Here is a 12,688-nt window from a genome sequence, read left to right on the forward strand (position 1 = left end):
AGTTTGCGCGCAAGCCGCGCGACCGAGCCTCTGCCGGAGCCTGCCATGCGCGAGACCGCGACGTCCGAGATCACCATCCGCCCCCTCGCCGTCTTCGATCGCGAAGCCTGGGAGCCGCTCTGGCGGGGCTATCTCACATTCTACAAGGCTTCGCTGACCCCTGACATCACGGCCGCGACCTTCGCACGGCTGACGGGCTTCGTCGAACCGATGGGCGGCTTCGTCGCCGAGCGCGACGGCCAGTTCATCGGCATCGTGCACTGGGTGATCCATCGCACCACCTGGAACATCCGCGACATCTGCTATCTGCAGGACCTGTTCACCGTCCCCGAAGCGCGCGGCAGCGGCGCCGGGCGCATGCTGATCGAGGCGGTGAAGCAGATGGCGCAGGCCAAGGGCTGCTTCCGCGTCTACTGGCAGACGCATGAGAGCAACCTCCAGGCGCAGGCGCTCTATGACAAGGTCGCGGAGAAGGCGGGCTTCATCGTCTATCGCCAGCCGCTGGGGTGAGCGGGCATTCGTGCTCGCACCGCGCTACGGTTCTCGTCCGTCGCGCGAGGGCGATGGCAGGCCCGATCAAATCGCGACAGCGCACTCGACAAGGTGTAATCTCCCTGGAGGGTCGTCCATTCCTTGGCTCGCAGGAGCGCATCCGCGTTCCAATCGGACTGAGTGATCGCGCCATGCTGGACTTCCAGAAGATCGAAGATGCCCAGACGCTCGCCCAGGCGATCGTCAACACCATCCCCGAGCCCTTCGTCGCACTCGACGCCGAGTTTCGCGTGCTGGCCGCCAGCGTGTCGTTCTACAACACCTTCAAGGTTGCGCCCGAGCAGACGCTGGGACACCTGCTGTATTCGCTCGGCGACGGCCAATGGGACATTCCCGCCCTTCGCCTGCTGCTTGAGACGATCATTCCCCAGCATGCCGCCATGGATGGCTTCGAAGTCGAGCACGATTTTCCCAATCTCGGCCGCAGGACGATGCTGCTGAATGCCCGTCAGGTGGTCTACGAAGACAGCGCGAAGAGGACGATCCTTCTCGCTTTCATGGATGTCACGGCCCGCCGCATGATCGAGCGGGAGAAGGAACAGCTGCTGGAGCAAACCAAGGAGTTGCTGCGGCAGAAAGATACTCTCCTGCAGGAAATGCAGCACCGCGTCGCCAACAGCCTGCAGATCATCGCCAGCATCCTGCTGCTGAAAGCGCGGGGGGTCCTGTCGGAGGAAACACGCCAGCATCTCAAGGACGCTCATCAGCGGGTGATGTCGGTCGCAGAGGTGCAACGACACCTGCACTCATCCGAAGGAATCGATCAGGTCGAGGTCAGCTCCTACCTGAACAAGCTGTGCAGCAGCCTGGCCTCCTCGATGATCGGCGAAAGCCAGCCGATCGCCGTCGAGGTGAGGGCGCACGGCGGCAAGATCGGGTCGGACACGGCTGTCAGCCTCGGTCTGATCGTCACCGAGCTCATCATCAACGCGGTCAAGTATGCGTTTCCGTCGGCCAGGACGGACGCCGTGATCCGAGTGACTTACGAGGTCGACGACACGGACTGGAAACTGACCGTTTCCGACAACGGCGCGGGAAAGACCGTCAACGACGCAGCCGGGCACAATAGCGGGTTGGGCACCGCGATCATCCAGGCGCTCGTCAAACAGCTGGGTGCAGTCATGGAGACCGTCAACAGCACGGACGGCATGACCATTTCGATCACGCGCGCGACCTTCACCTCGCGAATGCCGCAAGCCGCCTGATCCGATCGCCACGCGCGCGCAAAGCCGTTACCGCCCAGCTTGGGCGCCGGCACATCCTCCATTCGAATGCCGCCCGCCGATGGCGCTGCTGCAGCGTCGCGTTTGCATCGCCGCAATCGGGGGCGGACGCCACCATCCCTATATGCCGGTGTGACATCGTTTCACCTCCGGCGCAGCTGCGTCGGCAACGCATCGCGGACGGCACTTCATGAAAAAGATCGGCTTCCTCTCGTTCGGGCACTGGAACCCCTCCCCGCAATCGCAGACCCGCTCGGCCGGCGACACCCTGCTTCAGTCGATCGAGCTTGCCGTGGCGGCGGAGGAACTCGGCGCCGACGGCGCTTATTTCCGGGTGCATCATTTCGCGCGGCAGCTCGCCTCGCCCTTCCCCCTGCTGGCGGCGGTCGGCGCGAGGACCAGCCGCATCGAGATCGGCACCGGCGTGATCGACATGCGCTACGAGAACCCGCTCTACATGGCGGAGGATGCCGGCTCTGCCGACCTGATCTCGCGCGGGCGCCTACAGCTCGGCATCAGCCGCGGCTCGCCGGAACAGGTGATCGAGGGCTGGCGGCATTTTGGCTACGCGCCCACGGAGGGCCAGACAGACGCCGACATGGCCCGGCACCACACCGAGGTCTTCCTCGACGTGCTGCGCGGCGAAGGCTTCGCCAAGCCCAATCCGCGCCCGATGTTTCCCAATCCGCCCGGCCTGCTGCGGCTGGAACCGCATGCGCCGGGCCTGCGCGAGCGCATCTGGTGGGGCGCCAGCTCGGATGCCACCGCGATCTGGGCGGCGAAGCTCGGCATGAACCTGCAAAGCTCGACGCTGAAGAATGACGAGACCGGCGAACCCTTCCACATCCAGCAGGCCAAGCAGATCCGCGCCTATCGCGAGGCCTGGAAGGAGGCCGGGCACGAGCGCAGCCCACGCGTCTCGGTGAGCCGCAGCATCTTCGCGCTGGTCGACGACCGCGACCGCGCCTATTTCGGCCGCGGCAACCAGGGCGACGACAGCATCGGCTATATCGACGACAACACGCGGGCGATCTTCGGGCGCAGCTATGCCGCCGAGCCGGACAAGCTGATCAGGGAATTGGCGCAGGACGAAGCCATCGCGGAAGCCGACACGCTGCTGCTGACGGTGCCCAATCAGCTCGGCGTCGATTACAACGCCCATGTCATCGAGGCGATCCTGACGCAGGTCGCGCCGGGGTTGGGTTGGAGGTGAGGCCGAATGTCTAAAGCACGCTGACTTCGCAAAGAAAAGCGCGTCATCCTGGGCGCCCGGAGGGCGTCCCGGAATCCATCGTAGAGCGTTGTCGCCTTACGATGGATCCCGGATCTGCGCTGCTTCGCAGCTTGTCCAGGATGACGAAGTGGTTCCGTCTCAGATCAGCAGCTAAACACCCTCGACGATGCGGAGGTCGCGCTCCGCTCCACCGGCGAGCGCGGCGAGCGCTTCCTGATAGGCCGGGCTGTCATGGGTCGCCTGCGCCTGCGCGACGCTGTCGAACTCGATGAGCACGGTTCGCTGCTGGAGCCCGGCCTCGTAGACCTGTGCCGGCAGGCCGCGCGCCAGGAATTTGCCGCCGCCGGCGGCAATCGCCGGGCCAGCCAGCTTGGCATAGGCCGCGAGCGCGTCGGGATTGCTGACCGCGCGGTAGCTGCTGATCCAGTAGGCTTTGGGCATAGCGAAACTCCTTGGACATAGACCGTTCAGGTGGACGATCCTGTCACAGGCGCGGCGGCGCTGGGAAGGGGCGGCGGCAGGCGTTTGCGCCCTACCGCCCCGGCTTGAACGGCGCCATGCCGGCCCGCGCCAGTGCGTCGGCGCGCTCGTTCATCGCGTCGCCGGCATGGCCCTTGACCCATTTCCACTCGATCTTGTGCTGCTTGAGCGCGGTGTCGAGGCGCTTCCAGAGCTCCTCGTTCTTGACCGGCTTGCGATCGGCGGTCTTCCAGCCGTTCTTCTTCCAGCCATGGATCCAGGCGGTGATGCCCTGGCGCAGATACTGGCTGTCGGTGTGGAGCGCGACGGTGCAGGGCCGCGTCAGCGTCTCCAGCGCCGAGATCGCGCCCATCAGCTCCATGCGGTTGTTGGTGGTCATCGCCTCGCCGCCGCAGAGCTCCTTTTCCTTGCCCTTGTAGGACAGGATCGCGCCCCAGCCGCCCGGTCCCGGATTGCCCGAGCAGGCGCCGTCGGTCCAGACCTCGATGGTGTCAGTCACAGCTTCAGTCCGTAATCGCGCGCATCAGTGACGCGCTGGTGGAAGGCGAGTTTGCGGTCGTATTCGAGCGGGTCATGCGGCTTGACCAGCGCGCCCGGTGGCACGTTGAGCCAGTCGACCAGCCGCGTCAGCAGGAAGCGCAGGGCCGAGCCGCGGCAGAGCTGCGGCAGGGCCTCGATCTCGGTTTCCGTCAGCGGACGCACGCTCTGGTAGCCCGCCAGCATCGCCTGGCCCTTGGTCAGGTTGAAGGAGTTGTCCGCCTCGAAGCACCAGGAGTTCAGGCAGATGGCGAGGTCGTAGGCGAAGGCGTCGGTGCAGGCGAAGTAGAAATCGATCAGGCCCGAGAGGCGGTTCTGGATGAAGAAGACGTTGTTGGGGAAGAGATCGGCATGGATGACGCCGCCCGGCAGATCTTCCGGCCAGCTCGCCTCATGCACCGCGATCTCGGCATGGAGGCGTTGCAGCAGGCCGGGCGAGACCGTATCGGCGGCAGTGCCGGCCTGATCGGCGAGCGGCCGCCAGTCCGGTACCGACAGCGAATTAACCCGCGACATCGGAAAGTCGGCGCCGGCCTGATGCAGCAGCGCAAGGCCACGGCCGACCTCGCCGCAATGCATGGCGTTGGGACGGCGCACCGACAGCCCATCCAGGAAGGTGACGATCGCGGCGGGGCGCCCTGCGAGCCGGCCCACGGCTTCGCCGTCGGGCGTCTTGACCGGCTGCGGGCAGATCAGGCCGCGATCCGCGAGATGCTCCATCAGGCCGATGAAGAACGGCAGATCGGCCGCATCGACGCGCTCCTCATAGAGCGTCAGGATGAAGAAGGCCTGCGTCGTATGCAGCAGGAAGTTCGAATTCGAGACGCCCTCGGCGATGCCCTTGACGGAGAGCAGATCGCCAATGCCATAGCGCGCGACAAACGCCGCCAGCTCGTCATCGGGGACTTCGGTGTAGACGGCCAAAATTCGTCTCGCTCACTCGGCTGCGGCAGGCGCATCGCGCAACTCGCGCGGCAGCGGGAAGAAGACGTTCTCGTCGGCGGTCGAGACCGTCTCGACGCGGACTTCGTAGCGCTCGGCGAAGGCATCGATGATCTCCTCGACCAGCACCTCGGGCGCGCTCGCGCCGGCGGTGATGCCGAGGCTGCCGATCGCGCCAAAAACCGACCAGTCGATCTCGTCGGTGCGCAGCACGAGCCGCGCCACCGGGCAGCCGGCGCGCTCGGCGACCTCGCGCAGGCGCTGCGAGTTCGACGAGTTCGGCGAGCCGACGACGATCAGCGCATCGACCTGCGGCGCGACGCGCTTGACCGCCTCCTGCCGGTTGGTGGTGGCGTAGCAGATATCCTCCTTATGGGGAGCGATCAGCTCCGGAAAGCGCTGCTGCAGGGCCTCGACGATGCCGCGGGTATCGTCGACCGAAAGCGTCGTCTGGGTGACGAAGGCGAGCGGCTTGCCCGCGGGCGGCTCCAGCGTCGCGACGTCGTCGAGCGTCTCGATCAGCGTGATCGCGCCCGGCGGCAGCTGCCCCATCGTGCCGATCACCTCGGGGTGGCCTGCATGGCCGACGAGCAGGATATGGCGGCCGCGCTTGTGATGGACCTCGGCCTCGCGATGGACTTTTGTGACCAGCGGACAGGTCGCGTCGATGGCGAAGAGCTTGCGCTCATCGGCCTCGGCCGGCACCGATTTCGCCACGCCATGGGCCGAGAAGATCACCGGCCGCGTCGCGTCGGGGACCTGCGAGAGCTCGGAGACGAAGACCGCGCCCTTCCGCTTCAGCGATTCGACGACGTATTTGTTGTGCACGATCTCATGGCGGACATAGACCGGCGCGCCATGCAGGATCAGCGCCTTCTCGACCGCGTCGATGGCGCGCACGACGCCGGCGCAGAAGCCACGCGGCGCGCAAAGCAGGATATCGAGCGGCGGCTTGGTCACGAACGGGTTCCGGTGGATGTCGCGCCTTCTTTCGGCGTCGGGCCGGCGATGTCAAGGAAACGCGGCGTGGGTGGTGGCGTCGTCGCATCGCATTTCTCAGCCCTCATCCTGAGGAGCGATCTGAAGGATCGCGTCTCGAAGGATGCTCCAGAAGGCGCTTCCGGAGAAAACTGGAGCATCCTTCGAGACGCCGCGTTCCGCGGCTCCTCAGGATGAGGGCTTCAAATCCAATCTCCTGGCCGCTGTGTGACATGCTCGCCAGCCACAGCAGGATCCTAGCGCGGACCCCTCGCAGGATCGCGCTCGACGCATTAGGTTGCGCGCTCGCAGCCCTGCGCTTGCCGAGCCCCGCCGACCGCCTCCAACCGAGCAAGCCATGGCCGACGTCTCCCACACCAGCTATCTGCCGCCGATCCTGACTTTCTGCGCCGGCGCGGTCGTCGCCGTGCCGCTGTTCCGCAAGCTCGGCCAGTCCGCCGTGCTCGGCTATCTGGCGGCGGGCATCGTGATCGGCCCTTCCGTGCTCGCGCTGATCGCCGATCCCGACGCGATCCGCGGCACGGCAGAGATCGGCGTCGTGCTGCTGCTCTTCCTGGTGGGCCTCGAATTGCAGCCGTCGCGGCTCTATTCGATGCGCAAGGACATCCTCGGCGCCGGCCTGTCGCAGATGGCGCTGAGCGCCATGATCATCGGCGCTGTCGCCTGGTGGCTTGGCCTCTCGGTTGGCGGCGCTGTGGCCGTCGGGCTGGCGCTCGCCCTGTCGGCCACCTCGATCGCGCTGCAGGTGCTGGAGGAGCGCGGCGACGGCCACGAGGCCTATGGCCGCCGGACCTTCTCGATCCTGCTGTTCCAGGACATCTCGATCGCGCCGGCGCTGGCGATCCTGCCGCTGCTGGCGACGACGGAGGCGGCCAAGGGCGGCACCGGACAGGCGCTGGCGGCCCTCGGGCTGGCCCTGCTGGCCATCGCCGCGATCGTGCTCGCCGGGCGCTATGTGCTGAACCCGTTCTTCCACATCCTGGCCAAGGCCGGTGCCAAGGAGGTGATGACGGCCGCGGCTCTGCTGGTCGTGCTCGGCGCCGCCATGCTGATGGAGCATGTCGGGCTGTCGATGGCGATGGGCGCCTTCCTCGCCGGGGTGCTGCTGGCGGAATCGCATTTCCGGCACGAGCTCGAAGCCGATATCGAGCCGTTCCGCGGCGTGCTGCTCGGGCTGTTCTTCATGGCGGTCGGCATGTCGCTCGACCTCAGGCTGGTGCTCGACAACGCACTGCTGCTGGCGATCGCGGCGCCGCTTCTGGTACTGTTCAAGATCGCGCTGGCGGCTTCGATCCTGCGCGTCTCGTGCTCGTCGACGACGGAGGCGATCCGGGCCGGCGCGCTGCTTTCTCCCGCAGGCGAATTCGCCTTCGTGCTGTTGCCGCTGGGCGTATCGCTCGGGCTGCTCGACCAGCAGCAGGGCGCGATCGCCACCGCGCTCGCCGCCTTGTCCATGCTGATCGGGCCGGTCGTCGCCAAGCTAACCGACGCCTGGCTGCTGGCGCGCGTCATGCCTGAGACGATCGAGGAGGATTTCGACGGCGTGGGGACGCCTTCCGTCATCGTCATCGGCTTTGGCCGCTTCGGCCAGGTCGTGACGCAGGCGCTGCTGCTCCAGCATATCGACGTCACCGTCATCGATTCCGATGTCGAGCGCATCCGCTCCGCCGCCAAGTTCGGCTTCAAGATCTATTACGGCGACGGCACGCGGCTCGACGTGCTGCGCGCGGCCGGCGCCGACAAGGCCCGCATCATCTGCATCTGCATCGACGACCGGCCGGCGGCGCTGCGCATCGTCGAGATGACCAAGGCCGAGTTTCCGCAGGCGCGGCTGCATGCGCGCGCCTTCGACCGCGTCCACGCCATCGAGCTGATGAAGGCCGATGTCGACTACCAGATGCGCGAGACCTTCGAATCGGCGCTGGGCTTCGGCCGCGTGACGCTGGAGGGCCTGGGCCTGACCTATGACGAGGCCAGCCTCGTGATCGAGCATGTCCGCGACCGCGACGCGCAGCGCATGGAAATCCAGTTCCATGAGGGCATCGCGGCCGGCATCAACAGGGTGCCGCGCGTCACGCCCGAGCCGCTGGTCCAGCCGAAGGCCAAATCGAAGGCGCTGACGCCGGAAACGCAGGAGGTGATCGAGGATGGTGGGGCCGAGGTCGCGGTCGGCGGTGTCGGCGAGCCCGAACGGTGAGCGCATCCGCCGGTTCTGAGTCTCCCGTCATGAAGCCCGCCGTCTTCGTCAGCGGCTCGCTGATGCGCCATGTCGCGGTCATGACCGGCACGGGCGCGATCGGCCTGATGGCGATCTTCGTCGTCGACCTCCTGTCGCTGCTCTACGTCTCCTGGCTCGGCCGCCCTGAGGCGACCGCCGGCGTCGGCTTTGCGACGATCGTGCTATACTTGATGATCTCGATCAATATCGGGCTGATGATCGCGGTCGCCGCCCTGACGGCGCGCGCGCTCGGTGCCGGCGACCGGCCAAGCGCCAGGCGGATCGCCGGCTCGACGATGACGCTGATGGCGATCGCCGCCATCGCCCTGACCGCTCTCACCCTGCCCTGCCTGCCCTGGCTGCTGCGGCTGCTCGGCGCGCATGACGAATCCTACCGGGTCGCGTTGTCCTTCCTCTGGATCGTGCTGCCCTCCAACGTGCTGATGGCCGTCGGCATGGGGTTGTCCGGCGTGCTGCGTGCCGTCGGCGATGCGCGCCGCGCCATGTTCGTGACGCTGGGCGGCGGCATCGTCACGGCCGGGCTCGACCCGCTGCTGATCTTCTGGGCCGGGCTCGGGCCCGACGGTGCGGCCTGGGCGATCGTGGTGTCTCGCGTCATCATCGTCGCCACGGGTCTTCACGGCGCAATTCGGGTCCACGATATGATCGCGCGGCCAAGCCTCGCCGGACTGCGCCAGGACACGGGACGCGCCATGACGATCGCGGGCCCGGCGATCCTGACCAATCTCTCGAACCCGATCGCCAACGCCGTCTTCGCCAGCATCTTCGCGCGTTTCGGCGACGGGGCGGTCGCGGCGCTCGCGATCATGGACCGGCTGGTGCCGGTCGCCTTCGGCGTGCTCTTCGCGCTGACCGGGGCGGTCGGGCCTATCCTGGCGCAGAACTGGGGCGCCGGGCGGTTCGACCGGATGCGCGGCGGTCTGGCGGCATCCGCCCGTTTCGCGATAGGCTGCGTCATCGTCGCCGGCCTGGCGCTGGCGCTGTTGCGCGGGCCAATCGTTTCAGCCTTCGGCGCGACCGGGCTGACGGCGGAACTGGTGATGTTCTTCTGCCTGATCGCCGGGCCGATGTGGCTGTTCGTCGGGCTGCTCTTCGTCGCCAACGCCGCCTTCAACAATCTCGGCATGCCGTTCCTGTCGACGCTGTTCAGCTGGGGCCGCGCCACGCTGGGCACGATGCCCCTCGCCTGGCTCGGCGCGCAGTATGCGGGGCCGAAGGGAGCACTGGTCGGCTCGGCTCTCGGCGCGGTCGCCTTCGGCATCCTGGCGCTGGTCTTTGCCTATCGCGGCATCAACCGGCTGGAGCGGAAAGCAGGAGGCGGCGCGCCGCTTGCCTCGACCCCCGACACTGCTATCGTCCCGGTGCAGGCGGCGACAGACCGCGCACCGGTTGGAGGCACGCCATGATGAATCTCTTCGAGATGATGCAGCAGGCCCAGAACGGCCAGGCGATGCAGAACCTCTCGCGGCAATACGGGCTCAGCCAGCAGCAGACCCAGGCCGCGATCGAGGCGCTGCTGCCGGCCTTCTCGATGGGGCTGCAACGCCAGACGCAGGACCCCTACGCCTTCGGCTCGCTGGCGCAGATGATGACGGCGCAGCCCTTCGGCCGCATCTTCGACGCCAATGGCGACGGCATTCCCGACAATGCGAGGGGTGCGGGCAACGACGTCCTCAGCCAGCTTTTCGGCTCCAAGGAGGTCAGCAACGCGGTCGCGGCTCAAGCCGCGGCGACGAGCGGCGTCGGCCAGGCTGTGCTGAAGCAGATGCTGCCGATCATCGCCTCGATGGTGATGGGCGGGCTGTTCAAATCGGTCAACAGCCAGGGCATGGGCGGCATCCTCGGCCAGTTCTCGGAGATGATGCGCGGCCAGATGCCGGGCATGCAGCCGACCCCGGCGCCGCAGCAGCAGGCGAATCCGGCCAACCCGCTGGAGGCCATCCTGGGCGGTCTCTTCGGCAACGGCCAGCAGCCGAGCGGGGGCCAGACGCAAGGCGGCGGGCCCTTCGGCGGCGGGCAGATGCCGGGCGGGCAAACCGGCATGGACCAGATGGGCGGAATGCTCGGCCAGATCCTGACCGGGATGCTCGGCGGGGCGCAGCCACCGCGGGCCGAACCGGAGCCCCGCGCGGCCCCCTTCCCGCGCCGTGCGCCCGAGCCGGAACCGGAAGACGCACCCGCCTCGCCCGCGACCGGCCCCGGCTCGATCGGCCTCGATGCGCTGAACCAGATGTTCGAGCATGGCCGCAAGGTGCAGGACAGCCATCAGGACGCGATGAAGTCGATCTTCGACACGATGTTCGGCGGGCCGAAGCGCTAAGGCCGAATGCTTCCACGGTGAAACGGGCCGTCATCCTAGGCGACCGGAGGTCGTCCCGGGATCCATCATAAGGCAGCGACCGAACTCTATGATGGATCCCGGAGCTGCGCCGCTGCGCGGCTTGTCCAGGATGACGCAGCGTTTCCGTGTGCAATCACTATAGCTTAGACATCCGCTCAGGCCGCGAGACGGCCTGCGTCCGCGCGCGCCATCGCGGCTGAAACCTCATCCCGCCGGCTGCCGTCGTCATCCGTGCGGAAGCCGGAGACGAGTTCGTTGAGACGCTGAATCTGGGTTGTCAGCGAGGTTGCACTCGCTGCGCTCTGCTCCGCCAGCGCCGCGTTCTGCTGGGTCATCTCGTCCATATGGGCGACGGTCTGGCTCATCTCGTCGATGCCATTGGCCTGCTCGGCCGAGGCCGAGGAAATGTCCGCGACGGTGGTGGAGACCTTGCGCGACGATTCGACGATCCGCTCCAGCACCTCGCCGGCTGACCGGACCAGGCCGACGCCTTGCGCGATCTCCGCACCGGACTCGCTGATCAGGGCCGTGATGTCCTTTGCGGCGTCGCTCGAGCGCTGCGCCAGGGTGCGCACCTCGGAGGCCACGACCGCGAAGCCCTTGCCGGCATCGCCAGCGCGGGCGGCCTCGACGGCCGCGTTCAGTGCGAGCAGGTTGGTCTGGAAGGCGATCTCGTCGATGACCGAGGTGATGTCCGAAATCTTCTTCGAGGCGGCCTCGATGCGCGTCATCGCATCGACGGCATCGGTGACGATGGCGCCGCCCTTATGCGCGATCTCCATCGCTTCCTGTGCCAGTGCGACGGCCTGACGCGAGGCGTGAGCCGCGGCCTTGACCGAGGCCGCGAGTTCCTCGGTGGTGGCGGCGGTCTCCTCCAGCGAAGAGGCCTGTTCTTCCGTCCGCTTCGACAGGTCGTCGGCGCCCATGTTGATCTCGTGGGCTGCCGCGCTGACATCGCCCGACGTCGCCTGGATGGTGCGAACCGTATCGGCGAGACGACCGACGGCGAGGTTGAAGTCGTTGCAGAGCTTGACGTAGTCGTCGGGCACGGCGGCGTCGATGCGGTAGCTCAGATCGCCGAGGGACAGGCACTCCAGTCCCTCGGCAAGGACGGCCATGACCGCCTGCTGTTCTGCGGCAAGACGCTCCTGTTCGCGGATGCGAGCCAGGCGGTCGTCCTCGATCTGACGACGCTGCGCCTCCGAGGCCTCGCGGCCTTCCGCGGTCTCGGCTTCGAGGCGCTGAACCGACAGGCCGTTCTCCTTGAAGATCTGGACCGCACAGGCCATTGCGCCGATCTCGTCCTTGCGCGCCTGCCCCTCGATCACAACGGTATAATCGCCAGCAGCGAGGTCGCCCATCCGACGCTTGAGCAGGTCGAGCGGGCGGATGATCGTGCGCGTCGCCAGCAGCATCGCGCCGAGCAGGCCAAACAGCACGCCGATACCGGTGAGCACCAGCATCAGCCGGTTCAGGGCCTGGCCTGTCGCGTCGAGTTCGTCGGCCTGGTTCTGGGTGTCGGTCTTGATCGCGTCGTTGAGCTTCACGGCATCGGCGACGATCCCGCTGATGGCAGTGTCGAGCTGGGACATCACGGACAGTGCGGCGAGATCCTCGTCCTTGGCGGCCTGCTTGACGATGTCGTCGATCTGGCCCTTCAGCGCCCCAAAGCGCCGGGAGAACGCGTCGAATTCTGCGGCACGGGCCGGGAAGCTGATCTTCGCATCGATGAGCTGGCCCTGCGCCGTCAGATAGGACTGATCGACCGCTTTCAGGGCGACGTCGAGTTGCTTCATGTAGTCGGGATAGGCGATCGCCTTGTAGAGATCGCGCAGGATCTCGCTCATCGCCCGGGTGGCACGGGCGGAATCGAGGATCGCGGCCGAGCGCTGGTAGATCAGTTCCGAGTAGGTCTTCTGGATGCGGCCGTACTCCATGCCGCCATATGCCGCCGTCGCCGCGCTGATCGCGCCCATGATCAGCAGCGGGATGGCGATCTTGGTCCGGATCGAGAGATCGCGCAGGCGAAGGGAGAACCGCATTGACGACATCCTCGTGCGAAGCCGATGCGGGCAGACGCCCGCCATGGCACGAAGAATCGTTGCGATTGGTGAATCTTGCGTTAGCCCGCCCGGCTCGCT

11 protein-coding genes are annotated in these 12,688 nt (G+C 66.9%); 6 read left to right on the forward strand and 5 right to left on the reverse strand.

All coding sequences use genetic code 11. From position 1 onward, the window contains the following. Positions 1–45: 45 nt before the first annotated feature. The 3 genes from AC1DYU_RS09905 (at position 46) to AC1DYU_RS09915 (ending at position 2,988) form a co-directional block, all read left to right on the forward strand. On the forward strand, positions 46–510 hold the full coding sequence (locus AC1DYU_RS09905) for an N-acetyltransferase family protein (protein ID WP_476791474.1): 465 nt from the start codon (positions 46–48) through the stop codon (positions 508–510). A gap of 173 nt (positions 511–683) precedes the next feature. After that, positions 684–1,757: a sensor histidine kinase gene (locus AC1DYU_RS09910; protein WP_476791475.1), complete on the forward strand. Its 1,074-nt coding sequence runs from the start codon at positions 684–686 to the stop codon at positions 1,755–1,757. 208 nt (positions 1,758–1,965) lie between these two features. Then, on the forward strand, positions 1,966–2,988 hold the full coding sequence (locus tag AC1DYU_RS09915; protein WP_158482955.1) for an LLM class flavin-dependent oxidoreductase: 1,023 nt from the start codon (positions 1,966–1,968) through the stop codon (positions 2,986–2,988). Between the two features lie 171 nt (positions 2,989–3,159). Here the strand turns inward: AC1DYU_RS09915 and AC1DYU_RS09920 are convergent, their stop codons facing one another. The 4 genes from AC1DYU_RS09920 to ispH all read right to left on the reverse strand — a co-directional run bounded on the left by AC1DYU_RS09920 (position 3,160) and on the right by ispH (position 5,928). Continuing rightward, positions 3,160–3,450, reverse strand: a complete 291-nt coding sequence (locus tag AC1DYU_RS09920; RefSeq protein WP_476791476.1) for a DUF1330 domain-containing protein — start codon at positions 3,448–3,450, stop codon at positions 3,160–3,162. A gap of 91 nt (positions 3,451–3,541) precedes the next feature. Beyond that, complete coding sequence (gene rnhA / locus AC1DYU_RS09925; protein ID WP_476791477.1) at positions 3,542–3,988, reverse strand: ribonuclease HI; 447 nt, start codon at positions 3,986–3,988, stop codon at positions 3,542–3,544. After that, positions 3,985–4,950, reverse strand: a complete 966-nt coding sequence (locus AC1DYU_RS09930) for a homoserine kinase (RefSeq protein WP_476791478.1) — start codon at positions 4,948–4,950, stop codon at positions 3,985–3,987. Before AC1DYU_RS09930 ends, rnhA begins: the two co-directional genes overlap by 4 nt. Before the next feature lie 12 nt (positions 4,951–4,962). Further along, positions 4,963–5,928, reverse strand: a complete 966-nt coding sequence (gene ispH, locus AC1DYU_RS09935; RefSeq protein ID WP_476791479.1) for a 4-hydroxy-3-methylbut-2-enyl diphosphate reductase — start codon at positions 5,926–5,928, stop codon at positions 4,963–4,965. A gap of 376 nt (positions 5,929–6,304) precedes the next feature. Between ispH and AC1DYU_RS09940 the strand changes: the two genes are divergently transcribed. Genes AC1DYU_RS09940 through AC1DYU_RS09950 form a run of 3 tightly spaced genes read left to right on the forward strand, consistent with a single transcriptional unit; the run spans position 6,305 to position 10,526 of the window. Beyond that, on the forward strand, positions 6,305–8,164 hold the full coding sequence (locus AC1DYU_RS09940) for a monovalent cation:proton antiporter-2 (CPA2) family protein (protein ID WP_476791480.1): 1,860 nt from the start codon (positions 6,305–6,307) through the stop codon (positions 8,162–8,164). Positions 8,165–8,193: 29 nt separating this feature from the next. After that, positions 8,194–9,612 (forward strand): MATE family efflux transporter, encoded by a 1,419-nt coding sequence (locus AC1DYU_RS09945; RefSeq protein WP_476791481.1) that lies wholly within the window; start codon positions 8,194–8,196, stop codon positions 9,610–9,612. After that, entirely contained in the window at positions 9,609–10,526 is a 918-nt protein-coding gene (locus AC1DYU_RS09950) for a DUF937 domain-containing protein (RefSeq protein WP_476791482.1), read from the forward strand. The genes AC1DYU_RS09945 and AC1DYU_RS09950 overlap by 4 nt, the downstream gene beginning before the upstream one ends. A 176-nt stretch (positions 10,527–10,702) precedes the next feature. On the opposite strand, the gene AC1DYU_RS09955 is transcribed toward AC1DYU_RS09950, so the two are convergent. Then, the gene (locus AC1DYU_RS09955) at positions 10,703–12,589 is read right to left on the reverse strand and encodes a methyl-accepting chemotaxis protein (protein ID WP_476791483.1); all 1,887 of its coding nucleotides are present in this window, start codon (positions 12,587–12,589) and stop codon (positions 10,703–10,705) included. Positions 12,590–12,688: the final 99 nt, after the last annotated feature.

The organism is Allobosea sp. P2_B12, from assembly GCF_056404835.1.